Below are 26,798 nucleotides of genomic sequence, written 5' to 3' on the forward strand. Positions count from 1 at the left end.
CCTCCCCCACCCCGCCGCCATCCACCTCATCGAACGGGCACGCCATGGTCACGGGCAGCAGCACCCGAGCAGCGACGATCCTCGACGTCGCGCGACTCGCGGGCGTCTCGTACCAGACCGTCTCGCGGGTCCTGAACGACATGCCCAACGTCGCGGACAAGACGCGGGAGAAGGTCGAGAAGGCCATCGAGGAGCTCCAGTACACCCCCTCGGTCGCCGCCCGGGCTCTCGTGACCCGCCGTTCGCGCACCATCGGCGTCATCAACACCGGGGCGACGGACTTCGGGCCGGCGAGCATCGCCAACGGCTTCAGCGTCGCGGCCGACGCCGCGAACTACGCCGTGACCCTCGCCTCCGTCGCGGACGCCAGCGCCGACGCCGTCCGGGCCGCCTTCGCCCTCCTGATGCGGCAGAACGTCGAGGCGATCGTGCTGATCGCCGTCCGCACCAGCGCCTACGAGGCCATCGCCGGAGTCGACCTCGCGGTTCCCCTCGTCTCGATCGACCCGGTCGGGCACTCCGGCTTCCACAGCCTCTCCCTCGACCAGTACCACGGTGCTCGACGCGCCGTCGGCCATCTGGTGGCGCTCGGCCATCGCGAGATCCTGCACGTCAGCGGACCGCCGGACTCCCTCGACGCGACCGAGCGCGCGCGCGGCTGGCGGGACGAGCTCGCCGCCCACGGCCTCACCGCACGCGACGTGGTCTGCGGAGCCTGGACTCCGCAGAGCGGGTTCGAGGCGGGGAAGATCGTCGTCCCCCTCATCCGCGACGTCACCGCGGTGTTCGTCGCCAACGATCAGATGGCGCTCGGCCTCCTCCATGCGTTCGAGGACGCCGGCATCAGCGTGCCCGAGGACATCTCCCTGGTCGGCTTCGACGACATCCCCGAGGCCGCCCACTACACGCCTCCCCTCACGACGATGCGGCAGGACTTCGACGCGCTCGGGCGTCAGCTGATGGACGACCTCGTCGGGATCCTGGCGGGAGGTCCGGCCTCGGAGCGCGAGCGGACGATCCCGGCGCTCGTGGCCCGCTCGTCGTCGACCGCGCCCCGGACTCATCCGGTCGGGCGCAACGGCTGAGCCCGCCCCGTCGCCGGCCGTGATCGGCACCGGCCGAGACCGCGAGATGGCCGTGCCGGTCGGCGTACGAGGGCGGGGCCGACGACGCGGGCCATCTCGCGACAGGGGGGCAAGCCGCCGGCGCACCCGGCGCCGGGCTCCCGCCTGCCCCGGAGGCCGTCCGGCACGGCGCGCGACGCCGTCGAGCAATAGCCTGGGGGCAGGAGGTCCGCATGGCAGTCGACACGGCGACGACGGCGATCCCGGTCGGCGAGTCGTCGTCGGCGAGGGTGCGCCGGGCGGTGACGCGTCCGCTGCGCCGGGCCGTGCGGTTCGTCGCGACGTCCGACCCCGACCTGTCGAGGCTGCGGCACGCCGGCACGACGATCACCTGCCTCATCGTGGTCGCGATCATCCTGTTCGGGCTCGCGGCGCTGACCGGGCTGTCGGCCGCGGGGGCGATCCCCGGGCTGATCCTGACGATGCTCGCCTGCAACGCGGTGCGCGACACCCGGCCGAAGCCGCGCGCGGTGTCGATCCTGCTGATGATCCCGTCGTCGCTGGTCGCCGTGACCCTGGCGGCACTCACGCACGACGTCACACTGGTGGCCGACATCGTGTTCGTCGCCGTGGCCATGGCGGCGGTGTTCGCCCGCGTCATCGGCCAGCGGGGCGTGCCGATCGGCATGGTCGCGTTCATGTCGTACTTCATCGCGATCTTCACGCGCGTGACCCCGGCCGAGATCCCGGTCGTCGCGGTCGCCGTGAGCATCGCCGCCATCGTCGTGATCGCGCTCCGCTGGCTGCTGCGGCCGAAGCACCCGGACCGCGACCTGCGCCGGCTGATCCGCGCGCTGGGAGTCCGGGCGGGGCGAGTGCTCGACGTCGTCGACGACGGGGTGCGCGAGGGCGTCATCGACGAGCGCCTGCACCGCACGGCGACGTCGCGCCTGGCGGCCTCGAGCTCGACCGCCGTCGGAGCCGAGCAGGCCCTGGCGAGTGCCGACCACCCGCTCGTCGAGGGGCTCGCGAACGACGAGCTCAGCGTGCGCATCTTCGACTTCCAGCTGACGCTCGAGCGCCTGCACAGCATCGTGCGGCGCGTGCTGCTCGACGGGAGCATGACCGACGAGCAGCGCGAGCAGCTCTCGGGGCGGCTCCGCGAGCTGCGCCGGGCGGTCCACGCGCCCGTGGAGCTCAGCCGCGAGAGCGCGCCGCCGCATCCCGCTGAAGCCGCTCCCGACGCCGACGCGGCCGTCGCGCTCGACACGACGGCGACGCCGATCGTCAGCGGTCACGGCGCGCACGTGTCGCCCGGCGGGGTCTCCGACAGCGACGACCGGCTCGAGGCCCTCGCGCGCGTCGTGCGCTTCGGCTTCACGTCGTGGCAGGGCATCGTCGCGCGCGGCGGCGACGCCGCGCCGAGCCACGCCGACCCGGCCGACGTCGATCCCGCCGGCGATCTCCCGCCCGGGCCCGACGACGCGGCGGTTCCGGCTGGGCCGCCCACAGGACGCTCCGCGCTCCCCCAGCTGGCGCGGACCGCCGTGCAGGTGGGCCTCGCGGCGGCACTGTCGATCGCGGCGGGCACGGCGCTCTCGTCGACGCGCTGGTTCTGGGCCGTCATCGCGGCGTTCGTCGTCTACGTCGGCACCTCGACGCGCGGCGAGATCCTCACGAAGGGCTGGCAGCGCGTGGTGGGCACGCTCGGCGGCGTGGTCCTCGGCGTCCTGATCGCCGGGCTTGTCGGCGGCAACCTCGTCGTCTCCCTGATACTGATCCTGCTGTCGCTGTTCCTCGGCTTCTACTTCATGCAGGTGTCGTCAGCGTGGATGATCTTCGGCATCACGACGATGCTCGCGCTCCTGTACGGGCTGCTCGGCGAGTTCAGCGTCGACCTCCTGCTGGTCCGCCTCGAAGAGACGGCGGCCGGGGCCGCGATCGGCATCCTGGTCTCGTACGTGGTGTTCCCCAACAGCACTCGCGACGCGATGCGGTCGGCGACGCGGGTGTTCCTCGGCGAGCTGGCTGCGACGCTCCGGACCGCCGAGCAGCGGCTCGCGATCCCCACTCCCCGTGCCGGGGCCGCAGCCGCCGCACCCGACGACGCCCGCGCCCTCCGCGACGCCTACGTGGCGCTGACGACGACGAGCAAGCCGATCACGCAGGGCTGGGCCGGCGTCTCGAACCGGTCGGGGTCGCGGCGGACGCTCGTGATCCTCGGCGCCTGCGAGTACCACGGCCGCGCCCTCATGAGACGCGCCGACGGAGCCCTCGGCGCCGCCGACACCGCGGGGCTCCGCGAAGCGCTCGACCGGGCCATGCGGGCGGTGCAGGCTGACATCGACACCTTCCGCGGTGCCCTCGACGGCGGGATCGCCGACATCGTGTTCCACCCGGCCGGCGACGTGATCGACCAGCTCGAGAACCACCCCGACCTCACCGGATCACGCCGCCACCGCTCGCTCATCGGCGTCGCGCGCCACCTCCACGCGATCGACCAGTCGCTGTGCGGGCGCGGGGCCGAGCTGGGGGCGGCGCAGGAGCCGCTCGCCGCCGACGTTCGCCCGACCCGCTGATTCGGCAGGATCCCGCCCGAACTGCGGCGGGGCCGAGCCGATCCGGCGGGGCCGAGCCGGCGGAGCCGAACTGATCCGGCGGGCCGAGCCGATCCGGCGGGGCCGAGCCGGCGGGGCCGAGCCGAGCCCGAACCGCCGCACCCGCGACGGCTCAGCGCCAGGCCCAGACGCGCGACGGGGTGCCCCGCGCCGGCACCGTCTCGTCGGTCTGGACCACGCCGCTCGCCGGTGCGAGCAGCTGCCGCCGCAGGCTGGCCGTATGCGGGGCCGAGCCGGTGAGCGCCGCCGAGAGGTCGCTGGCCCCGGCGAGCGTGAAGGTGTCGCCGGTCAGCGCCCGCGTCACGCCGTGATCGTGCCAGAGCCGGGCGGCCATCCACTCGCGCGCGAAGTCGATGATCGCCTCGTGGTCGAACGGCAGGTTGAGGTTCCGGACACTCGCGAGCTTCCAGTCGGCGGGCGACGCCAGGGCCGGCCCGGGTGCGACGACCGCCAGGTACGCGACGCTCACCGAGTGCTCGCGCGACTCCCGCCCGGGCTCGTCGAACGTGTGGAGCTGCGCGAGCGTGCGCACGGCGTCGGCGGCGATCCCCGCTTTGACCTCCAGTGCCCGGTGGGCCGCCTCGCGCAGGCGCTCGCCCTCGCCGAGCAGGACGCCCGGCAGCGCGAGCTGGCCCTTCGCGGGGTCCGCCGCGCGCACGGCCGTGCCGAAGTGGAGCCCCGTCGCCGCGTCGAAGAACGCCGGCACCACGTCGACCGCGATCAGCGGCTGTCGCGGCCGGCCGCCGGGGCCGGGCGCACCGACCCCGGCCCCTCCTGCGGGTGCACCCATCATCATGCCCCGGCGCGGGCCGCCCGAGCCGTGCGCTCGGCGGCCAGCGTGGCCCGGACGTCGGCGAACGACTGGAGCGTCGTGAACGCCCCGTCGATCCACACCGTCTGCAGCAGGCTGTCGGCCTCCTGCTCCGGCGTCGCCTGGTCGGTCTGGACGATCTCGCCGCTCGCGTCGCGGTGGAGGGCGATGCGGCCCTTGGCGCTCTTCTTGCCGCCGCCGGTCTTCGGGTCCTTCTGGATGTCGACCGGCTCTCCGTCGACGAGCGCCCAGGTGGCCTTGACGGCCGAGCCGAGGTTGTCGCGGGTGAGGTACTGGTACGTGAACGACCCGACGCCGAGCACGATGTTGTCGCTCGAGTAGCCCTTCGCCGCGAGGCGCTCGAAGATGCGGGTCGCGCGGTCGATCGTGATGCTGTCGCCGTAGATGACTCCGACGTGGCTGTCGAGGACCTTGAAGCCGGCCTCGTTCACGGTGTGGCCGAACTCCTCGTCGAGCAGCTCGACGACGCCCTTCTCCTCCGGGCTGCGGTCGCGGTCGCCCGCGGCCGCGAGCTCGTCGCCGAAGTGGCTGCCGGTGACGATGTCGACGGGGTCGCCCGAGTCGGGGCGGATGACGAGCTTGCCGTCGCGACCCAGGATCCGTGCTCTGAGCGCCGGCTCGGTCAGCACGTCGGTGAGCACCTTGAACAGGTCGTAGCCGTCGCTGACCGCCGACACGATGCCGGTCGGGAACTCGTCCAGGATCGCGTTGAACGTCTCGAGCTCGCCCTGCTCGCCGCGGATGCACATGACCGAGTGCTCCGTCGCCGGGACCGACGCCCCGAGCAGTCCGTTCTCGCCGGGGTAGTAGCGGCGGATCCAGTCGAACGTCGGCATCGAGTCGGTGCCGAGGAACGACAGCAGGTGCCCGGCGCCCGACGCGGTGGCCGATCCGAGCGACGACTGGCCGCGCATCGAGAAGTCGTGCGCCTGGAAGTCGATTCCGGCCACGGCGCCCCCGGTGGCCGCGGCCCACTTCTCGATGAGGTCGCGGTACTCGAGGGCGATGGTCGCGACTGTGCCGGGGTGCCAGACGCTGGCCGACAGGGCGGTCTCGATGTAGTTCGGCAGCCAGTAGAACTCGTCGACGGTGTTCTCGATCGTGAGGGTCGCGACGCCGATGGGGGCGAGGGTGCCCTCGGGCAGGGCCTTGATGTCGAGCGGCAGGTAGCCGAGGCGGTGGAGCGCGCGGACGTGCTCGCTGCCGATCGCGTTCGGCCCGAAGTAGTCGCGCAGTTCCTGCTCGAACAGCTCTGCGACCTCGTCTTCGGAAGCGGCGAAGAAGGGAGCCCACGCCTCGGTGAGGTACTCCTGCGCGAATGCCTGGAGGCCGAACACGACGGCGTGGCTCGAGCCCGGCAGGAGGCGGTTGCTGCGGTTGGTCCAGTTGATCAGGATCCGCGTGGTGCCGGCGGGGTAGAGCTGGCGGTGCGACTGCTTGTAGCCGTCGGTCGTGAGGAGCGCCTGGATCGGGCTGGCCGTGGTGAGGCGCGGGGCGATGGTGGTCACGGGGTGTGCGGCGGTCGCTGGGTGTGCGGAAGTCACTGGATTGCTCCTGTCAGGGCGGGGTGGAGGTCGATGACGCGCAGGCCGGGGATCTCGGTCTGGGCGGGGTAGCTGTCGGTGGTGACGATCTCGCCGAAGTGGTCGGCGAGGGCGGGCGCACGCCCCGAGAAGACGCCGTGGCTGACGAAGAGGCCGAGGCGCTCCCTGGGGAGGCCGGTCGACTCGGCGAGGCCCATGAAGGTGCCGCCGCCGTCGCAGATGTCGTCGACCACGAGGAACCTCCCGGTCTCGGGGAGCTCTTCGCAGGTGAAGCCGTCGAGCTTGCCGGTGTCGGGGTTGCGGTGCTTCTCGGCCCGGAAGACGGGGAGGTGGCAGATCGTCGCGACCTCGGTGGCCCGGGCGATCGCGCCCTTGTCGGGGGCGATGATGCCGGCGTAGCGCTGCGGGGCCGTGTCGCGGTCGGCTCGGCCGACCACGTGCTGGCGGACGAGGTGCGCCGGGTCGACGATGGTGAGCCGATCGATCAGCGACGGCATGACCGGCGAGTGCGGGTCGAGGCACACGATCTGGTCGATGCCGAAGCCGTTGATGATCGTCGCGTAGACGTTGGCCCCGAACGGGAGTCCGCGGTCTTGGCGGGCACCGGGCAGGTACGGGATGAGGGCGACGGTGCGGGCGGCGCGCTGCTTGGCGGCGTCGGCCCACATGCCCAGGAGCACGAGATCGTTGGCGTCGGCGCCGGTGAGGGTCGCGACCTCGGTGAGGTCGCCCTTGCCGGTGTTGTCGTGCGCGACCTTGACGTGGCCTTCGCCGGCCGGGAAGCGCATGCTCTCGAATGTCGGCGTGGTGACGAAGCCCGGTCCGATCCGGGTAGCGAATGTGATTGCCATACCCCGACCATACAACTAACTGTGCACATTGCACAATTATTATTTAGAGAGCACGTGCTGGACGCCGCGATTCGACTGAGCACACTCCGCCGGCGCCCGCTACCCCCTGGCGCTCAGCCGCGCCACCCGCCAGGATTGGTGCATGTATCTGGTCGAAGTGCAGGCCCGGCTGGCCAACGGCGCGATCGTCCCGGTGTCGGCGACGAGCCACGACCGGTCGATCGCCATCCGTCGCGCGCTCGACTCGATGCCGCTGAGCAGCGTCGCGGTCCGGACCGTCGTGACCGCCTCGGCACCCGCGCCGGCTTCGGCCTCGCAGAGCGTCTCGGCGTGAGGGCCGAGAACGTCCAGCGCCACTTCGACGAAGCGCACGCACGTGACGACGACCCGTGGGGCGTCGCGACGCGCTGGTACGAGGTGCGCAAGCGCGCCATCCTGCTCGCCGCGCTGCCCCGCGAGCGGTTCGGCAGCGCACTCGAGGTGGGCTGCTCCAACGGCGTCCTGACAGCCGAGCTCGCCGAGCGCTGCGATCGGGTCACCGCCGTCGACTTCTCCGCCGAGGCGGTGCGCCTCGCACGCCGCCGCACGGCCGGCCAGGGCAACGTCGCCGTGCTCGAGGGCGACGCCGTCGACGGCTTCCCGACGGGCCATCACGACCTGGTCGTCGTGTCGGAGGTCGGCTACTACCTCGAACCGGACCGCCTGGGCCGCCTGCTCGACCTGATCGCCGGATCGCTCACGCCGCAGGGCACCGTCGTCGCCTGCCACTGGCGACACCCCGAGGGCGACTTCGCGCAGCCCGGAGACACCGTGAACGCGGTGTTCCGACGGCGGCCCGGCTGGTACCTGCTGGCGCATCACGCCGAAGACGACTTCGTGCTCGACGTGCTCTCGCCCGACGGCCGGTCGATAGCGGCCCGAACGGGGCTCCGGTGACCGCGGACCCGACGGCGAACGGGATCCAGGTCGAAGGCACAGGCTATATCGGACGGGTGCTCGTCGTGATCCCCGCCCGCGACGAGGAGGCGCTGATCGGCCGGGCGCTCGAGGCCGTCGGCCGCGCCCGCGCGGCTCTCCGGGGCGCCTGCCCCGACGTCGGGGTCGACGTGGTCGTCGTGGCGGATGCCTCGACGGACGCGACCGCGGCGACGGCGGCGGGATTCGAGGGGGTCCGCGTGCTCGAGTCGACGGCCGGGCGCGTGGGAGCGGCGCGCGCGCACGGAATCCGGGTGCTGCTGGGCGGCGTGGGGCCCGTTCCTGCGCCCGAGTCCATCTGGATCGCCAACACCGACGCCGACTCGGTGGTCCCCGAGCGATGGCTCGCCGACCAGGTGTCGATGGCGGATCGCGGCGTCGACGTGATGGTCGGCACCGTCCGGCCCGACCCCGACGACCTGACCGACGAGCAGAACGCCGCGTGGCTCGAGACCCACGTGCTGGGGCGGCCCAACGGACACGTGCACGGTGCGAACCTCGGGCTGCGCGCCTCCGCCTACCTCGCGGCCGGCGGCTTCGACCCGGTCGACGAGCACGAGGACAACCGGCTCGTCGACCGGCTGCGGCGCGGTCCGTGGGTCATCGCGGCCTCCGACGTCTGCCAGGTCGTGACCTCGGGCCGCCGAGTCGGCCGCACGCCGGGCGGGTACGCCGGCTACCTGGCGGAGACCCTGTGAGGCGCGTGGCCCTCGGGGACGTCGTCGGTCCCGTCACCGCACGGGTTCTGGACGACTCCCCCGCGACGGTCGACGAGGCCCTCCGAACTGCTGTCGCCCTCGGCGAACTCGCACCCTACGTCGGCGAGGGCACGACCCCCGACGTCTTCCCGACGGCCGCCGGCAGCACGACCCTCGACGTGTGGGAGGCGCTCGCCACCCTGGGAGCCGCCGACGTCGCCCTCGCGCGTGCCGTCGAGCCCCATCTCGACGCGGTCACGATCCTGCACCAGGCCGAGCGGGCCGTGCGCGACGGCTCGACCTGGGGCGTGTTCGCCGCCGAGGGTCCGGGCGTGAGGTTGGAGGCCGAATCGACCCCGACCGGATGGACGCTCACGGGCACCAAGCCCTGGTGCTCTCTCGCCGGGACCGTCTCGCACGCCCTCGTCACAGCCTGGGTCGACGACGCCCGCCGCGGGCTCTTCGCCGTCGAGCTGGCCGACCCGCGCACGACCGTCGAGCCCGCGTGGGCGGCGCGCGGCCTCCAGGAGATCCCGAGCGGCCCGGTCTCGTTCGCCGCCTCGCCCGCTCTGCCCATCGGCGACCCCGGCTGGTACCTGCACCGCCCCGGATTCGCGTGGGGCGGCATCAGCGTCGCCGCCTGCTGGCTCGGCGGGGCCACCGGCGTCGCGCGGACCCTGCTCGCCGCCGCCCGCGAACCCGCCCGGGCCGACGACGCCATCCTGCTGATGCACCTCGGCCAGGTCGACGCCCGCCTCGCCGAAGGCCGTGCCGCCCTCGTCACGGCCGCAGCGCAGATCGACACGGGCGGGCCCGGCTCGACCGGAACCGCGGCATCCCTGCTGGCCAAGCGCGTGCGCACCACGATCGCCGACGCCGCCGAAGCCGTGCTGCGATCGGTCGGCCACGCGCTCGGACCCGCACCCCTGGTCAACGATCCGGCCCACGCCAAGCGGGTCGCCGACCTCGAGCTCTACCTGCGCCAGCACCACGGCGAGCGCGACGCCGTCTCGGAGGGTCGGGCGGTCCGCGACTCCGAGGCGCAATGGTGAAGACGGCGCAGTGGTGAAGACGGCGCAATGGTGACGACGACGTCGTGGTGAGCTTCGACTCGAGCGACCCGGGCACCGCGAACAGCGACTGGGCGCAGGAACTCCGCCTCACCGCCGCCCCTCCCCTGACCCCGCCCGCCGACCTCCCCCTCGTCGTGCTCGCTGCGCATCCCGACGACGAGACGCTCGGCGCCGGCGGGCTCCTCCACGGTGCGGCCGCCGCGGGTCGGCCGGTGACGGTGGTGCTGGTCACCGACGGCCGCGCGTCGCACGCGTCCGACTCGATCGCCGCCGTCCGGGCGGCCGAGTTCGACGCCGCCCTGGCCGCGCTGGGAGTGGTCGGCTCGCACTCGCTCGGGTACCCCGACGGCACGGTCCGCGAGGCCCGCGACGCGGTGCTCGCCGACGTCGCCGCGATCCTGCGCCCCCTGCCTCGGGCTCAGCTCGTCGCCCCGTGGCGCGGCGACGGCCACCGCGACCACCGCGTGCTCGGCGAGGTCGCAGCGGAGCTGGCCGATGCCCGGGGCGACGTGCTCTGGGAGTACCCGATCTGGCTGTGGCACTGGGGGTCGCCCGCCCACCCCGATGTGCCATGGGACCGTCTGGGGCGGCTGCCCCTCGCGCCGGCGGCGCAGGCGGCGAAACGGGACGCGCTCGACGCCTACGGATCGCAGACGACACCGCGGGGCGATGAGCCGCCGCAGCTGCACGCGCGATTCCTCGAGAACTTCGACCGCGCGTTCGAGACGTTCGTGGTGTGACCGGCTCGCCCGACGCCCAGCAGGAACCCCGTACGCTCGTCCAGATGTCCCGTTCCGCCCTCGCGCCGGCCTGGCGCACGGCCACCGCCCGGCCGCGCCTTCTGCTCGCCGCCAAGACCGCGGTCGCCGTCGGGATCGCCTGGGCCGTCGGCCCGCACATGCCCGGCACCACCGACGACTATCCGTACTACGCGCCCCTCGGCGCCCTGATCAGCATGTATCCGACGCTGATGGGCTCGGCGCGCACGGGCCTGCAGACGCTCCTCGGGCTCGTCGCCGGGATCGGCCTCGCCGCCGTCGCGATGCTGACGGTGGGCCCGACCTGGTGGAGCATCCCGCTCGTCGTCGGGATCGGCGTGCTCCTCTCGGGCACGGGGTGGTTCGGCGCCGGACGCGAGTACGTGCCGATGGCCGCCCTGTTCGTGCTGATCATCGGCGGGAGCCGGGCCGAGAGCTTCTCGCTCGGCTACCTCGCGCAGATGGGCGTGGGGGTCGCCATCGGCCTGGCCGTCAACTTCGTGGTCGCGCCGGCCGTGACGAGCCGGGCCGCCGAGGCGCGCGTCGGCGAGCTCGAGCGCGAGATCGCCGAGCACCTGCACGACGTCGGGCAGGCGCTGTCGGAGCCCTGGCCGCCGGAGCACGAGGCGTGGTCGCGCGGCTCGGACCGCCTGGCGGCCACGTCGGCGTCGGTGCGTCAGGCCCTGGCCGACGGGGCCGAGAGCCGCAAGGGCAACCCGCGGGCGCTCTGGCGGAAGCACGACCCGAGCGACGGGGCAGAGCGGCTCGAGGTGCTCGACACGGTGCTGTTCCACGTGCGCGACATCACCGGCGCTCTCACCGACACCATCTGGGGCCGTCACGGGGCGCTCACATTCGACCCCGTGCTCGCCGCGCCCCTCGCTGAGGCGTGCCACGGGGTCGCCGACACCGTCGACCGGGGCGACGCGACCGAGGCCGAGCGGCACCGGGCGGTGGGCCGAGCGGCGCGCTCGGTGCGTCAGCTGGTGACGATCGTGGACGCCCGCACGCTGGCCGACGGCTCGTCGATGGGGCCCGGGGTGCTCTGCGCGATGCACCTTCGCAGGATCCTGCTGCACCTGCAGCCCGTCGGCCCCACCCGCTTCTAGCGGCGGCGGCTCGCCAGCGTCTCGCTCGGGTACTGGCCGTGGCGCTGGGCGTAGGCCGCGGCGAAGCGCCCGGCGTGGGCCATGCCCCACTTCTGGGCGATGCCGGCGACGGTCGCCGTGGAGGGATCCGACAGGAGGAGCTCCTCGTGGATGCTGTCGAGGCGGATCTGCCTGAGGTAGCTGTTGGGGCTCATGTCGAAGTGGCGGACGAAGGCCTGCTGCAGAGTGCGGAGGCTGACGTTGGCGATGCGGGCGAGGTCGGCCGTCGTGATCGGCAGGTGCGCGTGCTCGTGGGCGTACTCGACGGCACGGCGCACGTGGGCGTACCGCGGAAGCAGCAGCTCGGCGGGCAGCTCGGCCGCGGTCAGCGGATACAGCTCGATGAGCGACACCGCGGCGATCCGCCCCATCTCGGCCTGGAGCAGTGGGCTGGCGTGCCGGTCGAGCACGGTCGCCGAGATGAGCGAGACCGTCTGCCGCCAGCGCTGGAGCGCCTGGTCGGTGGGCCGCGCGGTGTGGTCGAAGGCGAGGTGGCCGGTGTACACGCCCCGCTCGCCGAGGATCGTCTCGACGGTGGTCCGGTTGACCTGGACGAGGCGCTGATCCCACTGCTCGAAGCCGAAGGTGAACGGGTCGGTCGGCCACAGCTGCGGGACACCCGGCTCGGCCACGACCTCGCGACGCCCGTCGTCGAATCGACCCGTTCCGCGACTGAGCGAGGTGACGACGAAATCGTCGCCGGCGGGCATCTCGCCCTCCATGTGCCCCTCGAAGCGCAGCGCCCGGACGGTCATCGACGAATCGCCGGCCGCCGCGTACCGGAAGGAGAAGGGCGCGTCGCACTCTCCGGCTCGCCACTCGACGCCGTTGTAGGCGCTCGCAAGCATCTCGCGGGCTTCGACGATGTCGGTGCCGCTCGTGTCGACCTCGAGACGGTCCGGATTCTCTCTCAACTGTTCACCGTGAGAACAGTCGCACGGCGGTACCTCGACGAGGCTGGCCTATCCGGAATACGTCGGAGTCAGAATCGGTCGTCGACCGTCTCGCCGTTCTGGTAGACCGACATCAGCATCGCGGCAGCGAGACGGGCGGAGCGCGCGGGCTTGGCCGTGTGGTGGATCCCGGCCTCGGCGCGAGCGCCCTGGATCAGGATCGTGAGGGCGTCCGACACGTAGTCGGGCAGCCCCGCGCGAGCGCAGAGCACCGACATGTGACGCTCGACCTCCTCGAAGTGCTGCACGGCCAGTGCGGCGATCCCCTCGTCTTCGCGGCCGACCTCGGCGTACGCGTTGACGAAGCAGCAGCCGCGCCACGTGGTGTCGGCGAAGCACTCCTCCATGTACGAGAAGACCTCGAGGATCTCGTCGCGGGGGTCGTCGACACGCGTGCCGTTCTTCTCGAGCCGAGCCACCCAGCCCTGGTGCTTGTAGGCGAGGACGGCGACGAGGATCTCGCGCTTGGTCGCGTAGCGGCGCGTGATCTCGCCGACCGACGACTCCGCCCTGTCGGCGATGGCATCGAGGGTCACCCAGTCGATGCTGTGCTCGGTGAAGAGGGAGTCTGCGGCTCGGAGGATCGCGCGCTCGGCGTCGGTGTCGATGACGACGGACGTCAGGGAGAGAGAGGAGGCCATGAACCGTTTCTTATCGGGTGACACTCACGATAGGTCTGCCCGGGCACGGCTGCACCCCGGCTGTCCCGTTTCCGCACGCGGACCGGGTGCGGTTATCCGATTTGCGCACGCTCCGTGAGGATGAACGACTCAGCCGGTCTCCGGGCCGTCACGGCGATCTAGATTCATGCCATCGAGCCGCACGGCCGACCGAAGAAGGACCGGGGCACACACCCCGAGGAGGAGCAACCAGCATGGACATCACCACCGACCTCAAGCAGGGCCGCTCGGCGACCACGGCCTCATCGCGGCTCGTGCCGCGCGGACGCTCCTCCTACCGCCCCAAGGGCCGGGAGACGCTCAAGGCCATTCCGGGGCACCGCCACGCGAAGACGACGAGCACCATCGGCACAGCCGGCAGCGTCATGGCCCTCGCCGGCACGTCGGCCGCCGCGATCGCCCTCATGCTCGGCCTCGGTCAGTGAGCCTGTACGTGCGGCACGCCTCGGCGATGCCCGCCCGCATCGAGGTCTACCCGAAGCGTCGTCGCACCCTCGTGGTGGACGTCTTCGCGGCGACCCCGACCAGGCGCGACGAACCGACGGCTCCCGACGTCTGCTACGCCGACTTCTTCGTCGACGCCGCCGGCCTGATCGCGTCCTGAGCCCTGGGGGCCGGTCGCTCTTCGGGGCCGGTCGGTTTTCAGGGCCGGTCGGTCTTCCGGGTCAGTCGCTCTTCAGCTTCCGGAGCGCCGAGCCCTTGTGGGCGGCCTCCGCGGACGACTTCTCGGACTCGACGATGTAGGTCGGCTCGTCGTCCGACGCCGTGAACTTCTGCCCGTCGAACTCGAAGTCCTTGACGCGTCGTTCCTTGACGACGCCGGTCGTCCGGCCCTGCGGGGTGTTCCACGACACGCGGTCGCCCTTCTCAATGGAGTCGCTCATGGACGACACCGTAGGCCGGGCTGCCTGACGGGGGACAAAGCGTGGCGACCGGGGGCACACTCGGGCGAGTGACCATCACTTCTCAACTCACCTCCCACGAATATGGCGGCCGCTCGTGAAGAAGCCTGTCGCCGTCCTGTTCGACATCGACGAGACCCTCGTCCACACCGGCGGAGCGGGCGGTCGCAGCTGGAAGGCCGCGTTCCTCGACCTGCACGGCGTCCCCGCCGACATCGGCGAGCACACCTCGTCGGGCGAGACCGACCCCGCAGTCGGTCGCGAGACGTTCCAGGGCGTCCTCCACCGCGAGCCGACCCCGGATGAGCTCGCCCGCCTCTACGCGCGCTACCTCTGGCACCTCGCCGCCGACATCCGCACGTCGCCCGGCTACCGGGTCGAGGCCGGAGCTGACGATCTGCTCCACCGCCTTGCGGACGAGGGCGTCGTGCTGGGCGTCATCTCCGGCGCGATGGAGGGGGCCGCCCGCGCCAAGATGGAGCCCGGCGACCTCGGCCGCTACTTCGTGTTCGGCGGCTACGGCTCCGACTCCCCGGATCGCGACGAGGCGACCCGCGCCGCGATCCGCAAGGCGTCGCTCATCGTCGGCCACGACCTGGAGCCCGACGAGGTCCTCGTCGTCGGCGACACCCCGCGCGATATCGCGTCGGCGCACGCCGCAGGCGCCCTGGGCATCGGCGTCGCCACCGGGCACTTCACGGCGCAGGAACTCGCAGCCGCCGGCGCGGACGCCGTTCTCGGCGACCTCACCGAGGCGTTCCCCGGCCTCTGACGCCGTCGCGACCGCGGCTTCGAGACAGCTCGGCCTCGAGACAGCGCGGCTTCGAGACAGCGCGGCTCCGAGACGGCGCGGCGTCCAGACTGCGCGGCGTACTGTCGCGCGGGTGACGATCAACTGTCACCACGGACCTGGCGAAGCAGCGGCTTTCCCCCGGATCCGAAGCCCCAAGGCCGACCCGTATCGACAAGGACTCACGACATGAGCGACTCAGCAGCAACCGATTCCGACCTCCCGACCGACGCGACCGATCCGAAGCCAGGAATCGAGACCGCGCCCGATCGCCGCGACAGCGACGACCCCACCGTCGACAGCCCGCGGTCCGAGGCGGTCACGCGCGACCTGCAGGACAGCGACGTCGAGGAGTCCGCAGCCGTCGACGACGACATCGACACGGACGACATCGTAGCTCTGCCTGGAACCGGCGGACCAGACGACGGCGGCGACATCGAGGTCGACGAATCGGAGCTGAACCTCTCGGGCGACTCGATCCCCGGCCACCCCAAGCCGTCGGCCGGCCGCTGACGACGACTCCCTGTACCCCGACTGATCGACGCCGGAGACCGATCGGGGTACGAGGGAGGTATGAAGGCACTCACCTACCAGTCGATCACGAACGTCAGCGTCGAAGACGTCCCCAACCCCGAGATCCGCGAGCCCGGTGATGCGATCATCAAGGTCACCTCAGCGGCGATCTGCGGCAGCGACCTCCACCTCTACGACGTCTTCGACCCTTACCTCGACAAGGGCGACGTGCTCGGTCACGAGACCATGGGCGTCGTCACCGAGGTCGGACCCGGCGTCGAGCGCATCAAGGTCGGCGACCGCGTCGTCGTGCCGTTCGTCATCGCGTGCGGAGACTGCTTCATGTGCGACCGCGGCCTGTTCTCGCAGTGCGAGACCACGCAGGTCACCGAGTACGACTCCGGTGCGACGCTCTACGGCTACACGAAGCTCTACGGCCAGGTGCCCGGCGGCCAGGCCGAGTACCTGGGCATCAAGCGCGCCGACGCGAACCTGATCGTCGTCGGCGACGAGCTTCCCGACGAGCGCTACCTCTTCCTCAGCGACATCCTGCCTACCGCGTGGCAGGGCGTCGAGTACGCGAACGTGCCCGATGGCGGCACCCTCGTCGTGCTCGGCCTCGGCCCGGTCGGCCAGTTCGCCTCGCGCATCGGCGTGCACAAGGGCTTCCGCGTCATCGCGGTCGACCCGGTGCCCGAGCGACGCGACATGGCGAAGCGGCACGGGGTCGAGACCCTCGACCTCACGAAGGGCGTCGCCGACGAGATCAAGCGGATGACGGACGGCCGTGGGCCGGACTCCGTCGTGGACGCCGTCGGCATGGAGGCGCACGACCACGGCGGAGTCAGCCTCGTTCAGAAGTTCGCAGCCGCCCTGCCGGACGCCATCTCTCAGCCGCTCATCCAGAAGGCCGGCATCGACTCGCTGTCGGCGATGCACCTGGCCTTCGAGATCGTGCGCCGCGGCGGCACGGTGTCTCTGAGCGGCGTCTACGGGGGCACCGCCGACCCCACGCCGTTCCTGTCGCTCTTCGACAAGCAGATCGCGATCCGCATGGGCCAGTGCAACGTCCACCACTGGATCGACACGCTGATGCCTCTCGTCGAAGACGCATCCGACCCGCTCGGCACCGAGGACCTCGTGACCCACCCGGTGCCGCTCGACCGCGCCGCCGAGATGTACGAGGTGTTCAAGAAGAAGGAGGACGGCTGCATCAAGGTCGTCCTCAAGCCCTAGGGCGCAGCGCCTCAGCGCACAGCGCACGCCGAAAGCCCCCGGTCGTCTGACCGGGGGCCTTCGCACAAGGGTCGCAGGAACTACGGAGTCACCATCCCGCCGTTCACGTTCAGGGTCTCTCCCGCGACGAAGCTCGACTCGCCCGAAGTCAGGAAGACGTACGCGGGTGCGATCTCGGCGGGCTGTCCGGCCCGCCCCATCGGCGACTCGCTCGAGCCGAACTCGGGCAGCGTCTCGGGGTCGACTCCCCCGGTCACCTGCAGCACGCTCCAGGTCGGGCCGGGGGCCACGACGTTGACGCGGATGCCGCGCTTCACGAGCTGCTGCGCCAGCCCCTTCGAGAAGTTGTTGATCGCCCCCTTGGTGGTGGCGTAGTCGAGGCGGTCGGGCGCGGGCACGTAGGCCTCGAGCGAAGCCGTGTTCACGATCGTCGACCCGGGCTGGAGGTGCGGGAGCGCCGCCTTGACGATGCGGAACGGCGCGTACACGTTCGTCTTGAACGTCGTGTCGAACTGCTCGTCGGAGATCTCCTCGATCGTCTCCTTCCACACCTGCTTGCCCGCCACGTTCACGACGGCGTCGAGGCCGCCGAGGCCGTCGACCGCGCGCTGCACGAGCTCGCTGCAGAACGCGGCGTCGGTGATATCGCCCGGAATCGGCACGGCCACGCGGCCTGCCGCCTCGATCAGGTCGATGACGTGCTGGGCGTCCTCCTGCTCCTCCGGCAGGTACGAGAGGGCGACGTCGGCGCCTTCGCGCGCGAACGCGATGGCGACCGCGGCGCCGATGCCGGAGTCGGCTCCGGTGATGAGCGCGCGGCGTCCCGTCAGTCGGCCAGTGCCGCGATAGGACTCCTCGCCGAGGTCGGGAACGGGCGTCATCTGCGACTGGAGGCCCGGCTCCGGCTGCTGCTGCACCTCGGGCGAGATGTTCGGGTAGCGGGTGCGGGGGTCTTCGAAGCTGTACTGGTCGTTGCTCATCGCAGGTGTCTCCTCTGCTCGGGTCACGGCGCCCGGGCTCAGAGGACGCCTCGGTCGCGACGGTATGCGCCGGGGCCTGCGTGGCCGCAGAGGTTGCACGGCACGGGGTACAGGGCGGGCGCCGCTGCACCCGCCCACCCGCCCGCTACTTGTTGCGCACCAGCGGCTTGATGTAGATCGCGCCGGTGGAGACGTCCTCTTCGAGCTTCTCGAGGGTGCGGCCGCGCGTCTCGGGGACGGCCCGCCACACGAAGAGCAGCGCGAGGGCGTTGACCACCGCGAACCCGAAGAACGTGCCGGTGATGCCGAACGCCGCGATGATCGTCGGGAAGTACAGGCCCAGGAACGCGTTGGCGATCCAGAGGCAGAACACCGAGACGCCGATTCCGAAGCCGCGCATCTTGAGCGGGAAGATCTCGGACAGGGTGACCCAGACGGCGACGTTCAGGAAGGTCTGCATCGATCCGACGAACAGGATGATCAGCACGAGCAGCACCCACGGGCGAGCAGCGTTGCCGACGGGCAGGGCGACCGAGCCGATGCCGATGAGCAGGTGGCAGATCGTGGTCAGGGTGAAGCCGATGATGAACGTGAGGCGACGCGGGAAGTGGTCCATCATGCGCAGGGCGATGACGGCGCCGATGACCGCGACGATGCCGGGGCCGATGTTCACGATCAGCGCCGTCTGAGCGCCGAAGCCGGCCTCGCGGAGCACGCTCTGGCCGTAGTACATGACCGCGTTGATGCCGGTGAGCTGCTGGGCGACACCCAGGCCGATGCCGACCAGGATGATGCGGACGAACCACTTGTTGCGCAGGATCTCGCCGATCGACAGGGTCTGGCGCTTCGACTCCTCGGAGGTGACCTCGTCGATCTCCTTCAGCTCGGCGACGGCGCGCTCCTTGGTGCGAAGCGTCGACAGGACCGTGAGAGCCTCTTCGTCGCGGCCCTTGCTGACGAGCCAGCGCGGCGACTCGGGCATGCGCAGCATTCCGATGAACAGCGCGATGGCGGGCAGCGCCTCGATCGACAGCATGATGCGCCAGACGCCGTTGCCCTCGCCCCAGATGTTGCCGATGATCGCGTTGATGATGAAGGCGGCGAGCTGGCCCGAGACGATCATGAGCTCGTTGCGGCCGGCGAGCGAGCCGCGGATCTCGAACGGCGCGAGCTCGGCGAGGAAGACGGGGACGACCGTCGAGGCCGCACCGACGGCGAGGCCGAGGATCACACGGCCGACGAGCATCACTCCGAACGTCGGTGCGACCACGCAGACCATGGCGCCGATGAAGAACAGCACGCTCATGAGGATGATCGACTTGCGACGGCCCCAGGCGTCCGAGAGACGGCCACCCGTGATGGCGCCGATCGCGGCGCCGAAGAGGAGGCCCGACGTCACAGCGCCCTCGGTGAGGTTGGTGAGGCCGAGCTCCTTGACCATCGGGCTGAGTGCGCCGTTGATGACCGAGGTGTCGTAACCGAAGAGGAGGCCGCCGAAGGTGGCAATCAGGGCGACCTGGCCGAGGCGCCTCGAGTGCGGTCCGGTCGTGAGCGGGGGCAGAGCCGAGGCGGCGCTGCCCGTCGCTGAGTCGGTGGGGCGGGTGGTCGAGGTCATGGGAACTCCTTTGTTCTGGTGAAAGGCGGTTCTGTGAAGGGCGGTTCTGTGAAGGTCGGTTCTGTGAGCGGAGACGGAGCAGAGGGTCAGTACGAGACGGTCTCGGTCCTTCCACTCATGAGGGCCGCCGTCGCGGCCTCGGCGATCGCCTGGGCCTTGAGCCCGTCGCGGAGCGGTGCCGGAGCCGGCAGCCCTGCTTCTAGGGCGCCGACGAATGCGCCGAGCGCGGCTGAATAGGTCGGCTCGACTCGCGCGAACCAACCGTCGTGGAGTGCGTCGAGCACGATACCCGAGCCACCGTAGACCGCGACATTGCCGCTCGACTGGCGCCTCGACTCGACGAGCCCCGTCGAGCCCATCACCTCGATGCGCTCGTCGTAGCCGTAGCCGGTGCGCCGGACGCTGTCGATCTGCACGAGTGCGCCCGACGGGAGTGTCAGGGTCGCGACTGAGGTGTCGACGTCGCCGAACTCGGCTATCGCCGGATCGACGAGCGCAGATCCGGCCACGGAGACCGAGACGGGGTCTTCTCCGGTAATCCATCGGCAGAGGTCGAAGAAGTGCACGGTCTGGTCGCGCATCTGCCCTCCCGAGCTACGCAGGTACTCGATCGGCGGCAGTGAGGGTCCGCGGGAGCTCATCTGGACGAGTTCGACCGAGCCGACGCCGCCCTCGTCGACCACGCGCCTCAGAGCCGCGTGGTCACGGTCGTATCGGCGGTTGAAATCGACCATCGCAGGAACTCCGGATGCCTCCACGTGCTCCACCACCGCGACCGCCTCGGCCAGGGTCGACCCGACCGGCTTCTCGCACATCACGGCGAGTCCGGCGTCGGCCGCACTCCGCAGGTGCTGCGCGTGGGTGTCGGTCGATGAGGCGATGAACACGGCGTCGACGAGGGACGGGTCGAAGACCTCGGCGAGGTCGTCGGTGGCGCGGGCGCCGTGCTTGCCGGCGAGGGCCGCCGAGCGCTCGCCGTCGATGTCGTACACGAGCACGAAGTCGACGTCGGGATTTGCCGTGAGGCTGCGAGCGTGGACCGCGCCGATGAAGCCTGCCCCGACCAGGGCGAAGCGTTGCATCAGCCGACCATCGTCGCGATGAGGGTGCGCATCGCCGATGCGATGGCCTGGGGATCCTGCTCGTCGGCGCGCGTCGAGAACATCTCCGACACCCACCAGCCGTCGTAGCCGGTCGACTTGACCGCATCGACCCACTGCTGCAGCGGGATCGCGCCGCCGCCGATGACGACGTCGCGGTGGTGGCTCTGGTCGGGGACGTCGTTCTCGCGATCGAGGTCGAGGCCGTCTGACAGGTGGACCGCCTTGATGAGCTCTTTCGGCAGCGCGCGCACCTCGTCGAGGGTGTCGCCGGTGGTCCAGAAGTGCCAGGTGTCCAGGGCGATGCCGACGTTGTCGCGGCCGGCCTCGTCGATGAGCTGCAGAGCGTGTCGGCACCGGTTGAGGTGCGCCCAGGCGAGCGGCTCGAGGTAGAGCTCGAGGCCGAGGCCCGCGGCGATATCGGCGGCGTCACGGACGTTGGAGCCCGCCAGGCGGATGGCGTCGACCTCGCCGAGACCGAGAGTGGCCCGGTAGCGGCCGTCTTCGGCAGCGAGATGCCCCGCCCGGAAGTCCTTCACGACGTTCCAGTCGACGGGCCCCGTGCACAGCTGGACGATGGGGGCACCCACGACGACGGCGATCTCGCACATGCGACGGACCTCGGCGAGGTACTCGTCGCGGGCGGAGCCCTGGCGCTCGATGTCGAGCACAGCGCCGAGGCCGGTCACCTCGATGCCCTCCAGCATCTCCGGCAGGGTCTCGACCGCGTAGCCGGCATCGAGATACCGGTAGAGCTTCGGACTCTGCAGCTCGATCCCCGCGTACCCGGCGGCCTTCGCGTGCTGGATGTCGGTCGCGACGTTTCCGTGGAAGGTCGTCGTCACGTTCATCGAGATCTTGGGGGGCATGCTGTCCACTTCGTCGTGAGGCTCAGTCCGATTATGCCAGGCTGTTGTCATTTTGTCCTGACATGTCTGGACCGGTCCAGAATACAGCCCGGTCGACAGATCGCAACCCCTACGCTGGACGAATGACCGTCGACAGATCCTCACCGGGGTCTCGGCGAGCGCCGACGATCCGCGATGTGGCCCAGCGGGCGGGCGTCTCGAAGTCGCTCGTCTCGATGGTCCTCCGTTCCGAACCGGGTGTCAGCCCCGAGCGCAGGACGGCTGTCCTGCAGGCCGTTTCACAGCTCGGCTACGAGCCGAACCGCCTCGCTCGCGCGCTGGCAGGAAACGGCACAGGGGCGGTCGGGATCCTGATCAACGACCTGCGCAACCCCTGGTACGTCGAGCTCCTCGACGGAATCAGCACAGCCTTCGAGCCTGCCGGTGTCGCACCCCTCATCGTCGACTCGGCGACCAACCAGCGGGTCGGTCGCTCGTCGATCCAGATTCTCATGCGACAGCGCGTCGACGCGATCATCGCCCTCGGTACCTCGGGCGAGGAGGCCGGCCTGACGACGCTCTCTGCGCGCACTCCGGTCGTCCTCGCGGGCACGTACGACCCTGCGAGCATCGACGCGGATGTCGTCGTGGGCGACGATGTCGCAGGGGCCCGGCTCGCGACGGAGCATCTGATCGCTCTCGGCCACCGCCGCATCGCCTACCTGCGCGGCCCGGAGCTGGTCGGCGAACTGCGCGAGCAGGGGTACCGCGAGGCGATCACGGACGCCGGTCTCGTCGACATGATCGTCGCCGACGAGGCAGGCGCGATGGAGGAGTCCGGCTATGCGAGCGCCAGACGAGTGCTCGAGGCCATCGTCCGGCCGACCGGTATCGTCGCGTACAACGACCTCACGGCGATCGGCGCTCTCTCGGCCGCGCAGGACCTCGGACTCTCATGCCCGGATGACGTGTCGGTGGTGGGCTATGACGACACGTACATCGCCGGCATCGGGCGGCTGTCTCTGTCGTCGGTCCGGAACGGCACATTCGACATCGGCGCCATGGCGGCGACATTCGCTCTGGAGCGGATCGGCGGGTTCGACGGAACAGGGCGGCTGCACCGGGTCCCGTCGTCAGTGGTTGCGAGGCGGACGAGCGGCCCAGCTCCTCTCTAGCCGCGGGGCGTCAGCTGGCGCGCGCAGCGGCCTCCTCGCGGGCCTTCGCCTCCGAGTCGTAGCGCTCCCAGGCCTCGACGGCGAAGGGGTCGGGACGCATCCCCGCGTGGACCGCCCGGGCGATCTCGTTCGCGTAGGAATCCCTCATGGCCTCGGCTGCTTTCAACGGCACGACTACCCCCGGTGTTCGGTGTTCTCGACTCGGAGCCGGTCCCGCACGGCCCGCAACGTGTCTCTCAGGATCGTCCTCCACCACGCCTGGCCGCGACCCCCAAGCCGGGTCGCACCCGCGGGTGAGCGCGCCCCCACCCGTCGTACCCGCGAGGGGTGGGTGTCGAACCCGCCGGATCGGCGCCAACGCGCCGCACCTTCGGAGGGGCTGAGCCGATCCGGCGGGGGCCCAGACCACAACGGAGGGGCTGAACCGATCCGGCGGGGGCCCTCAGCACGAGACCCCCGACGGAGGCGGATCCCCCGCCCGGGCGACTCCAGCCCCGACCCGGCCCGGCAGGCTGGAGGCATGACGTCGCGCCGCCGCTCCCGCCCCCTGCTCGTCGCTGCCGGCGTGGGGGTCGTCGCGCTGGGCGTCGCCGCCAAGCTGGCGGTGCCGGGCCTCGCCGGCGACCTGCTGGGGTCGGCCTGCTACACGGGCCTGCTCGTCGTCGTGCTCGCCGTCGCCCGGCCGAGGTGGCCCGGGCCCGCGCTCGCCGCGGCGGCGCTCGGGGTGTCGGCGGGAGTCGAGTTCCTGCAGCTCACCGGGGTTCCCGACGCCGTCGCGAACGCGGTGCCGCTGTCGCGGTGGGTGCTCGGGAGCACGTTCGAGCCGTCGGACTTTGCGGGGTACGCCGCCGGAGCAGCCCTCGCCTTAGTGCTCGATGCCGTGGTTCACGCGGCCAGCCGCAACCGCACCAGCCGGTCGTCGTCGTCTCGCGGCGAGCCCCGGCCGTCGGTGTTGTTCGTCAGCACCCAGAGGTCGCCGTCGGGCGACTCCAGCACCGTGCGCAGCCGGCCGAGCTCCCCCGACAGGTAGTCGTGCGAGGTCGCCGGGTCGGAGACCGGGATGCCCCGCAGCACCTCGCCGCGCAGGTTGGCGACGAAGACGGTCTCGCCGACGACCGCCAGGCCGCTCGGGCTCGCGTCGTCGGTCGCCCACTGCTGCACGGGGTCGACGAAGCCCTGCGCCTCGCCGCCGGCGCCCTCCACCTCGGGCCAGCCGTAGTTCGATCCCGCTTCGATGACGTTCAGCTCGTCCCAGGTGTCCTCGCCGAACTCCGCCGCGAACATCGTGCCGTCGGCCGCCCAGCCGAGGCCCTGCACGTTGCGGTGTCCGAGGCTGTACACGAGCGACCCCGCGAACGGGTTGTCGCCCGGAACCTCGCCCTCGCCGGTCATGCGCAGGATCTTGCCGGCGAGCTTCGACCTGTCCTGCGCATCGGCGCTGGCGCCCGCGTCTCCGACACTCGCGTAGAGCATCCCGTCGGGCCCGAACGCGATGCGGCCGCCGTCGTGGAACGAGTTCGACGGCAGCCCGTCGAGGATCGTGGTCGCGGAGCCCAGCGCGTAGCTGCCGGCCGACCCGCTCACGGCGAAGCGCTGGATCCGGTTGCCGTCGTCGGCGGTCGAGTAGACGTACAGGCGCTCGCCGTCGTCGACGGCCAGGCCCAGCAGGCCGGCCTCGCCGCCCGAGGCCACGCCCGGCACGGTGCCGATCGAGCGGGTGGTCCCGTCGTCGGCGAGCTCGAGGATCCGCCCGGAGTCGCGCTCGCTGATGAGCGGCGTGTCGCCGAGCAGGACGACCGACCACGGCGCGTCGAGGCCGGTCGCGACATCGGCGGGCGCGCCGACCGGGGCGACCTCGCCCGTGGCCAGGTCGGTCGGGGCGGTGGACGCCGTGCGCTCGGACGTCGTGTCGTCGGACGTCGTGTCGTCAGCCGCGCAGCCGGCGACGGCGACGACTCCTGCGACGAGGGCGGCGGACAGAGCGGCTCGGGCTCGGGTTCTCATGCGGCCATTCCACCGTGCCGGGCCGAGTGCAGGCCGAGAGCCGGGTGCTGGACGTTCGGCACGGTCTTGTGGCTCACGGGGCGGGCATAGGATCGTTGCATGACGCGCACCCTTTTCTCGATGACCCCGACTCGAGCAGGGTCGGAGTCGATGGGCGCCACGTCGACCAGCAGCGCGCCCACCACGAGGGCCGCCGCGATGCGCAGCGCCTGCCCCCTCGCGTCGAGCTGCTCGTGCGTGTTCACCAAGGTCCAGGGCCAGACGGTGATGCTCAGCCCGTCGACCAGCAGCTCGCTCCACGCCGAGGTCACCCATTGGACCGACCTCGGGTACGCGGTCGTCCGCTCCGATGCCGGCGAGGTCGTGCTCGAGCGCCGCCGTCTGCTGGGATTCTGCGTCAACGCCGCCCTCACGGCCGTGACCGGGCTGCTCTGGCTCGCCTACTGGATCCCCCGCACCCGCCACCCGCGCGTCGACGTCGTGACCCTGACGGTCACGCCCGGCGGCGACGTCGCCACCTCCGCGGTCCTCGACCGGCGCTGAGCGTCCCCGCGGCGCCGACTCCGGCGCCGCACGGCGCCCGGCCCGCTCCGGTGCATCCGGCGGGAGCCCCTGGCCACCCGCGACGGCAGTGGCTGCCCTAAGTGCTTTAGGTTCGAACCTAACGGTGTTAGGGTGACGGCATGCCCCGCACCCCGCTCACCCCGCAGACGATCGTCGCCGCGGCCGCCGACCTGGCCGACCGCGACGGATTCGACGCCATCGTCGTCTCGGCCGTCGCCCGTCAGCTCGGCGTGCAGACGGCCAGCCTCTACGGGCACGTGCGCGACCGCGAGGCGATCCTGTCGGGGGTGCAGGAACTCGCCCTCGCCGAACTGGCCGACGCCGTCGGCGCCGCGATCGCCGGCCGCAGCCGCCGTGACGCCCTCGTCGCGATGGGCGACGCGCAGCGCGACTTCGCCCGCGGCCACCCCGGCCGGTGGGAGTCGCTGCAGCGGCGCGCCGACACGGGGGTCGTGCGATCCGAGGCCGCAGCCCGCGTGTCAGGGCAGACCGTCGCCGTGCTGCGCGGCTACCGCCTCGCCGACGACGACATCGTGCACGCCGCCCGCATGTCGGGCGCGACCGTCGCCGGGTTCGTCGCACTCGAGCGCACCGGCGCCTTCGATCACCGCGACCAGAGCGTCGACGAGTCGTGGCGCCGCTCCATCGACGCCCTCGACGTCGTCTTCACCAGCTGGACCCCGAGCGTCGAGGAGGGCGCCTCATGATCCCCGTCGACATCACCCCCGCTCTTCTCCGCGGCAGCGCCACCCTCGAGCCGAGCGACCGCGGGTTCCGCCTGCACCGCCTGCCCGAATGGGTGCGCACCCGCCACGCCGACGGCCAGCTCACCATGGTCGAGTCGCAGCCGTCGGGCGTCCGCGTGGCCTTCCGGACCACCGCCACCGCCGTGGAGCTCACCCTCCACCCGACCCGCGTCGCCTACCGGGGCGCCAACCGCCCGCGCGGGGTCGTCGACCTCCTCGTCGACGGCGCGCTCGTCGCTCGCGACACGATCGCCGGCGGAGACGCCGTCGAGGTCGATCTGACGACCAGCCAGAGCGGGTTCCGCCAAGGCGAGCCGCACGTCGCGCGCTTCGAAGGACTGCCCGCCGACGACAAGCTCGTCGAGCTCTGGCTGCCGCACAACGAGACCGTCGAGCTCGTGACCGTGGCCGCCGATGCGCCCGTGCGGCCCGACGAGACGCGCTCGCCCGTCTGGCTCCACCACGGCAGCTCGATCAGCCACGGCTCGAACGCCGCCTTCCCCAGCGAGATCTGGCCCGCGATCGCCGCCCGGCGCGCCGGCGTCGATCTGCAGAGCCTCGGCTTCGGCGGCAGCGCCCTCGTCGACCCGTTCATGGCCCGGGTCATGCGCGACACCCCGGCCGACGTGATCAGCGTGAAGCTCGGCATCAACGTCGTGAACGCCGATGCGATGCGCCTGCGGGCGTTCACCCCGGCGGTGCACGGGTCCCTGGACACGATCCGCGACGGCCACCCCGACACGCCCCTGCTGCTCGTGTCGCCCCTCTTCTGCGGCATCCACGAGTCGACGCCCGGGCCCGGAGCCTTCGACCCGGCATCGATCGGAACAGACCAGATCCGCTTCATCGCCACCGGCGACCCGGCCGAGGCCGCCGCCGGGCGCCTGACGCTCGAGGTGATCCGGCGCGAGCTCGAGGCCGTCGCCGCGAGTCGCTCCGACGACCCGGACCTCCACTTCCTCGACGGGCTCGACCTGTTCGCAGCCGCCGACGCAGCAGAGCTCCCTCTGCCCGACGGCCTCCACCCCGGCCCCGAGGCCCACCGCCGCATCGGCGAGCGGTTCGCCGACCGGGCATTCGGCACCGAAGGCCCCTTCGAGAGAGTGGCACGTGCACTCTCCGCGAAATAGT

Annotated in this window: 29 protein-coding genes and 1 pseudogene; 18 read left to right on the forward strand and 12 right to left on the reverse strand. The window is 71.6% G+C overall.

The genetic code is table 11. The features are described 5' to 3' along the window. The first annotated feature begins 44 nt into the window (after positions 1 to 44). Both EDF46_RS15180 and EDF46_RS15185 read left to right on the forward strand, forming a co-directional pair. Positions 45 to 1,085 (forward strand): LacI family DNA-binding transcriptional regulator, encoded by a 1,041-nt coding sequence (locus EDF46_RS15180; RefSeq protein WP_123507167.1) that lies wholly within the window; start codon positions 45 to 47, stop codon positions 1,083 to 1,085. Positions 1,086 to 1,297: 212 nt separating this feature from the next. After that, on the forward strand, positions 1,298 to 3,643 hold the full coding sequence (locus EDF46_RS15185) for an FUSC family protein (RefSeq protein WP_123507168.1): 2,346 nt from the start codon (positions 1,298 to 1,300) through the stop codon (positions 3,641 to 3,643). A gap of 151 nt (positions 3,644 to 3,794) precedes the next feature. Here EDF46_RS15185 and EDF46_RS15190 read toward each other — a convergent pair whose 3' ends face one another. The 3 genes from EDF46_RS15190 to EDF46_RS15200 are packed head-to-tail and all read right to left on the reverse strand — an operon-like array spanning position 3,795 to position 6,909. Continuing rightward, positions 3,795 to 4,472, reverse strand: coding sequence for an NUDIX domain-containing protein (locus EDF46_RS15190; RefSeq protein WP_123507169.1), 678 nt, complete (start codon positions 4,470 to 4,472; stop codon positions 3,795 to 3,797). Between the two features lie 2 nt (positions 4,473 to 4,474). Then, positions 4,475 to 6,058, reverse strand: coding sequence for a nicotinate phosphoribosyltransferase (locus EDF46_RS15195; RefSeq protein ID WP_123507170.1), 1,584 nt, complete (start codon positions 6,056 to 6,058; stop codon positions 4,475 to 4,477). Continuing rightward, positions 6,055 to 6,909 carry a ribose-phosphate pyrophosphokinase gene (locus EDF46_RS15200; RefSeq protein ID WP_123507171.1) on the reverse strand — a complete coding sequence of 285 codons (855 nt, stop codon included), beginning with the start codon at positions 6,907 to 6,909 and terminating at the stop codon, positions 6,055 to 6,057. Before EDF46_RS15200 ends, EDF46_RS15195 begins: the two co-directional genes overlap by 4 nt. Positions 6,910 to 7,051: 142 nt before the next feature. Here EDF46_RS15200 and EDF46_RS18390 point away from each other — a divergent pair, with 142 nt between their 5' ends. Genes EDF46_RS18390 through EDF46_RS15225 form a run of 6 tightly spaced genes read left to right on the forward strand, consistent with a single transcriptional unit; the run spans position 7,052 to position 11,522 of the window. Next, entirely contained in the window at positions 7,052 to 7,243 is a 192-nt protein-coding gene (locus EDF46_RS18390) for a hypothetical protein (protein WP_158614270.1), read from the forward strand. Continuing rightward, positions 7,240 to 7,845 (forward strand): class I SAM-dependent methyltransferase, encoded by a 606-nt coding sequence (locus tag EDF46_RS18395; protein ID WP_158614271.1) that lies wholly within the window; start codon positions 7,240 to 7,242, stop codon positions 7,843 to 7,845. The genes EDF46_RS18390 and EDF46_RS18395 overlap by 4 nt, the downstream gene beginning before the upstream one ends. After that, positions 7,842 to 8,582 carry a glycosyltransferase family 2 protein gene (locus EDF46_RS15210; protein WP_233580066.1) on the forward strand — a complete coding sequence of 247 codons (741 nt, stop codon included), beginning with the start codon at positions 7,842 to 7,844 and terminating at the stop codon, positions 8,580 to 8,582. The genes EDF46_RS18395 and EDF46_RS15210 overlap by 4 nt, the downstream gene beginning before the upstream one ends. Then, positions 8,579 to 9,634 carry an acyl-CoA dehydrogenase family protein gene (locus tag EDF46_RS15215; protein WP_233580067.1) on the forward strand — a complete coding sequence of 352 codons (1,056 nt, stop codon included), beginning with the start codon at positions 8,579 to 8,581 and terminating at the stop codon, positions 9,632 to 9,634. The genes EDF46_RS15210 and EDF46_RS15215 overlap by 4 nt, the downstream gene beginning before the upstream one ends. A 47-nt stretch (positions 9,635 to 9,681) precedes the next feature. Then, positions 9,682 to 10,395, forward strand: a complete 714-nt coding sequence (locus tag EDF46_RS15220) for a PIG-L deacetylase family protein (protein ID WP_158614272.1) — start codon at positions 9,682 to 9,684, stop codon at positions 10,393 to 10,395. 44 nt (positions 10,396 to 10,439) lie between these two features. Continuing rightward, positions 10,440 to 11,522: an aromatic acid exporter family protein gene (locus tag EDF46_RS15225; protein WP_123507532.1), complete on the forward strand. Its 1,083-nt coding sequence runs from the start codon at positions 10,440 to 10,442 to the stop codon at positions 11,520 to 11,522. Here EDF46_RS15225 and EDF46_RS15230 read toward each other — a convergent pair. Both EDF46_RS15230 and EDF46_RS15235 read right to left on the reverse strand, forming a co-directional pair. Continuing rightward, a complete protein-coding gene (locus tag EDF46_RS15230; protein WP_123507174.1) occupies positions 11,519 to 12,475 on the reverse strand; it encodes an AraC family transcriptional regulator in 957 nt (318 codons plus the stop codon). The two genes, EDF46_RS15225 and EDF46_RS15230, sit on opposite strands and share 4 nt — an antisense overlap. A gap of 68 nt (positions 12,476 to 12,543) precedes the next feature. Further along, complete coding sequence (locus EDF46_RS15235) at positions 12,544 to 13,155, reverse strand: TetR/AcrR family transcriptional regulator (RefSeq protein ID WP_123507175.1); 612 nt, start codon at positions 13,153 to 13,155, stop codon at positions 12,544 to 12,546. A gap of 233 nt (positions 13,156 to 13,388) precedes the next feature. Between EDF46_RS15235 and EDF46_RS15240 the strand changes: the two genes are divergently transcribed. Next, on the forward strand, positions 13,389 to 13,619 hold the full coding sequence (locus EDF46_RS15240) for a hypothetical protein (protein WP_123507176.1): 231 nt from the start codon (positions 13,389 to 13,391) through the stop codon (positions 13,617 to 13,619). Further along, positions 13,616 to 13,798 carry a hypothetical protein gene (locus EDF46_RS15245; protein WP_123507177.1) on the forward strand — a complete coding sequence of 61 codons (183 nt, stop codon included), beginning with the start codon at positions 13,616 to 13,618 and terminating at the stop codon, positions 13,796 to 13,798. Before EDF46_RS15240 ends, EDF46_RS15245 begins: the two co-directional genes overlap by 4 nt. Before the next feature lie 61 nt (positions 13,799 to 13,859). On the opposite strand, the gene EDF46_RS15250 is transcribed toward EDF46_RS15245, so the two are convergent. Next, positions 13,860 to 14,078, reverse strand: a complete 219-nt coding sequence (locus EDF46_RS15250) for a DUF2945 domain-containing protein (protein ID WP_123507178.1) — start codon at positions 14,076 to 14,078, stop codon at positions 13,860 to 13,862. 115 nt (positions 14,079 to 14,193) lie between these two features. On the opposite strand from EDF46_RS15250, the gene EDF46_RS15255 reads away from it, so the two are divergent. From EDF46_RS15255 to EDF46_RS15265, 3 genes are all read left to right on the forward strand, one after another. Further along, a complete protein-coding gene (locus tag EDF46_RS15255) occupies positions 14,194 to 14,868 on the forward strand; it encodes an HAD family hydrolase (protein ID WP_123507179.1) in 675 nt (224 codons plus the stop codon). A 207-nt stretch (positions 14,869 to 15,075) separates the two neighbouring features. Continuing rightward, positions 15,076 to 15,399 carry a hypothetical protein gene (locus EDF46_RS15260; RefSeq protein ID WP_123507180.1) on the forward strand — a complete coding sequence of 108 codons (324 nt, stop codon included), beginning with the start codon at positions 15,076 to 15,078 and terminating at the stop codon, positions 15,397 to 15,399. A gap of 60 nt (positions 15,400 to 15,459) precedes the next feature. After that, positions 15,460 to 16,635, forward strand: coding sequence for an alcohol dehydrogenase catalytic domain-containing protein (locus EDF46_RS15265; RefSeq protein ID WP_123507181.1), 1,176 nt, complete (start codon positions 15,460 to 15,462; stop codon positions 16,633 to 16,635). An 80-nt stretch (positions 16,636 to 16,715) separates the two neighbouring features. Here the strand turns inward: EDF46_RS15265 and EDF46_RS15270 are convergent, their stop codons facing one another. The 4 genes from EDF46_RS15270 to EDF46_RS15285 all read right to left on the reverse strand — a co-directional run bounded on the left by EDF46_RS15270 (position 16,716) and on the right by EDF46_RS15285 (position 21,199). Then, positions 16,716 to 17,615 (reverse strand): SDR family oxidoreductase, encoded by a 900-nt coding sequence (locus tag EDF46_RS15270; protein ID WP_123507182.1) that lies wholly within the window; start codon positions 17,613 to 17,615, stop codon positions 16,716 to 16,718. Positions 17,616 to 17,760: 145 nt separating this feature from the next. Beyond that, positions 17,761 to 19,230 carry a sugar porter family MFS transporter gene (locus EDF46_RS15275; RefSeq protein WP_123507183.1) on the reverse strand — a complete coding sequence of 490 codons (1,470 nt, stop codon included), beginning with the start codon at positions 19,228 to 19,230 and terminating at the stop codon, positions 17,761 to 17,763. An 86-nt stretch (positions 19,231 to 19,316) separates the two neighbouring features. Beyond that, positions 19,317 to 20,312, reverse strand: coding sequence for a Gfo/Idh/MocA family oxidoreductase (locus tag EDF46_RS15280; protein WP_123507184.1), 996 nt, complete (start codon positions 20,310 to 20,312; stop codon positions 19,317 to 19,319). Then, a complete protein-coding gene (locus EDF46_RS15285) occupies positions 20,312 to 21,199 on the reverse strand; it encodes a sugar phosphate isomerase/epimerase (protein WP_123507185.1) in 888 nt (295 codons plus the stop codon). Before EDF46_RS15285 ends, EDF46_RS15280 begins: the two co-directional genes overlap by 1 nt. A gap of 122 nt (positions 21,200 to 21,321) precedes the next feature. On the opposite strand from EDF46_RS15285, the gene EDF46_RS15290 reads away from it, so the two are divergent. Continuing rightward, positions 21,322 to 22,353 (forward strand): LacI family DNA-binding transcriptional regulator, encoded by a 1,032-nt coding sequence (locus tag EDF46_RS15290; RefSeq protein ID WP_123507186.1) that lies wholly within the window; start codon positions 21,322 to 21,324, stop codon positions 22,351 to 22,353. Between the two features lie 10 nt (positions 22,354 to 22,363). On the opposite strand, the gene EDF46_RS18400 is transcribed toward EDF46_RS15290, so the two are convergent. After that, positions 22,364 to 22,501 carry a hypothetical protein gene (locus EDF46_RS18400; protein ID WP_158614273.1) on the reverse strand — a complete coding sequence of 46 codons (138 nt, stop codon included), beginning with the start codon at positions 22,499 to 22,501 and terminating at the stop codon, positions 22,364 to 22,366. 372 nt (positions 22,502 to 22,873) lie between these two features. Here EDF46_RS18400 and EDF46_RS18770 point away from each other — a divergent pair. After that, positions 22,874 to 23,197, forward strand: a pseudogene (locus tag EDF46_RS18770) (DUF2809 domain-containing protein); the annotation flags it as partial. Positions 23,198 to 23,238: 41 nt separating this feature from the next. Here the strand turns inward: EDF46_RS18770 and EDF46_RS15300 are convergent. Then, complete coding sequence (locus EDF46_RS15300; protein ID WP_123507188.1) at positions 23,239 to 24,357, reverse strand: sorbosone dehydrogenase family protein; 1,119 nt, start codon at positions 24,355 to 24,357, stop codon at positions 23,239 to 23,241. Between the two features lie 99 nt (positions 24,358 to 24,456). On the opposite strand from EDF46_RS15300, the gene EDF46_RS15310 reads away from it, so the two are divergent. The 3 genes from EDF46_RS15310 to EDF46_RS15320 all read left to right on the forward strand — a co-directional run bounded on the left by EDF46_RS15310 (position 24,457) and on the right by EDF46_RS15320 (position 26,797). Further along, complete coding sequence (locus EDF46_RS15310; RefSeq protein WP_148061232.1) at positions 24,457 to 24,900, forward strand: hypothetical protein; 444 nt, start codon at positions 24,457 to 24,459, stop codon at positions 24,898 to 24,900. A gap of 140 nt (positions 24,901 to 25,040) precedes the next feature. Further along, entirely contained in the window at positions 25,041 to 25,628 is a 588-nt protein-coding gene (locus EDF46_RS15315) for a TetR/AcrR family transcriptional regulator (protein ID WP_123507191.1), read from the forward strand. Continuing rightward, complete coding sequence (locus EDF46_RS15320) at positions 25,625 to 26,797, forward strand: GDSL-type esterase/lipase family protein (RefSeq protein ID WP_123507192.1); 1,173 nt, start codon at positions 25,625 to 25,627, stop codon at positions 26,795 to 26,797. The genes EDF46_RS15315 and EDF46_RS15320 overlap by 4 nt, the downstream gene beginning before the upstream one ends. Position 26,798: the final 1 nt, after the last annotated feature.

Source organism: Frondihabitans sp. PhB188, from assembly GCF_003752365.1.
Lineage (GTDB): Bacteria > Actinomycetota > Actinomycetes > Actinomycetales > Microbacteriaceae > Frondihabitans.

Coding starts and splice junctions, on each gene's coding strand:
- EDF46_RS15180 (WP_123507167.1), top strand. CDS start 45: ATGGTCACGGGCAGCAGCACCCGAGCAGCGACGATCCTCGACGTCGCG.
- EDF46_RS15185 (WP_123507168.1), top strand. CDS start 1,298: ATGGCAGTCGACACGGCGACGACGGCGATCCCGGTCGGCGAGTCGTCG.
- EDF46_RS15190 (WP_123507169.1), bottom strand. CDS start 4,472: ATGGGTGCACCCGCAGGAGGGGCCGGGGTCGGTGCGCCCGGCCCCGGC.
- EDF46_RS15200 (WP_123507171.1), bottom strand. CDS start 6,909: ATGGCAATCACATTCGCTACCCGGATCGGACCGGGCTTCGTCACCACG.
- EDF46_RS18390 (WP_158614270.1), top strand. CDS start 7,052: ATGTATCTGGTCGAAGTGCAGGCCCGGCTGGCCAACGGCGCGATCGTC.
- EDF46_RS15225 (WP_123507532.1), top strand. CDS start 10,440: ATGTCCCGTTCCGCCCTCGCGCCGGCCTGGCGCACGGCCACCGCCCGG.
- EDF46_RS15235 (WP_123507175.1), bottom strand. CDS start 13,155: ATGGCCTCCTCTCTCTCCCTGACGTCCGTCGTCATCGACACCGACGCC.
- EDF46_RS15240 (WP_123507176.1), top strand. CDS start 13,389: ATGGACATCACCACCGACCTCAAGCAGGGCCGCTCGGCGACCACGGCC.
- EDF46_RS15250 (WP_123507178.1), bottom strand. CDS start 14,078: ATGAGCGACTCCATTGAGAAGGGCGACCGCGTGTCGTGGAACACCCCG.
- EDF46_RS15260 (WP_123507180.1), top strand. CDS start 15,076: ATGAGCGACTCAGCAGCAACCGATTCCGACCTCCCGACCGACGCGACC.
- EDF46_RS15265 (WP_123507181.1), top strand. CDS start 15,460: ATGAAGGCACTCACCTACCAGTCGATCACGAACGTCAGCGTCGAAGAC.
- EDF46_RS15270 (WP_123507182.1), bottom strand. CDS start 17,615: ATGAGCAACGACCAGTACAGCTTCGAAGACCCCCGCACCCGCTACCCG.
- EDF46_RS15275 (WP_123507183.1), bottom strand. CDS start 19,230: ATGACCTCGACCACCCGCCCCACCGACTCAGCGACGGGCAGCGCCGCC.
- EDF46_RS15280 (WP_123507184.1), bottom strand. CDS start 20,312: ATGCAACGCTTCGCCCTGGTCGGGGCAGGCTTCATCGGCGCGGTCCAC.
- EDF46_RS15285 (WP_123507185.1), bottom strand. CDS start 21,199: ATGCCCCCCAAGATCTCGATGAACGTGACGACGACCTTCCACGGAAAC.
- EDF46_RS15290 (WP_123507186.1), top strand. CDS start 21,322: ATGACCGTCGACAGATCCTCACCGGGGTCTCGGCGAGCGCCGACGATC.
- EDF46_RS18400 (WP_158614273.1), bottom strand. CDS start 22,501: ATGAGGGATTCCTACGCGAACGAGATCGCCCGGGCGGTCCACGCGGGG.
- EDF46_RS15300 (WP_123507188.1), bottom strand. CDS start 24,357: ATGAGAACCCGAGCCCGAGCCGCTCTGTCCGCCGCCCTCGTCGCAGGA.
- EDF46_RS15310 (WP_148061232.1), top strand. CDS start 24,457: ATGACGCGCACCCTTTTCTCGATGACCCCGACTCGAGCAGGGTCGGAG.
- EDF46_RS15315 (WP_123507191.1), top strand. CDS start 25,041: ATGCCCCGCACCCCGCTCACCCCGCAGACGATCGTCGCCGCGGCCGCC.
- EDF46_RS15320 (WP_123507192.1), top strand. CDS start 25,625: ATGATCCCCGTCGACATCACCCCCGCTCTTCTCCGCGGCAGCGCCACC.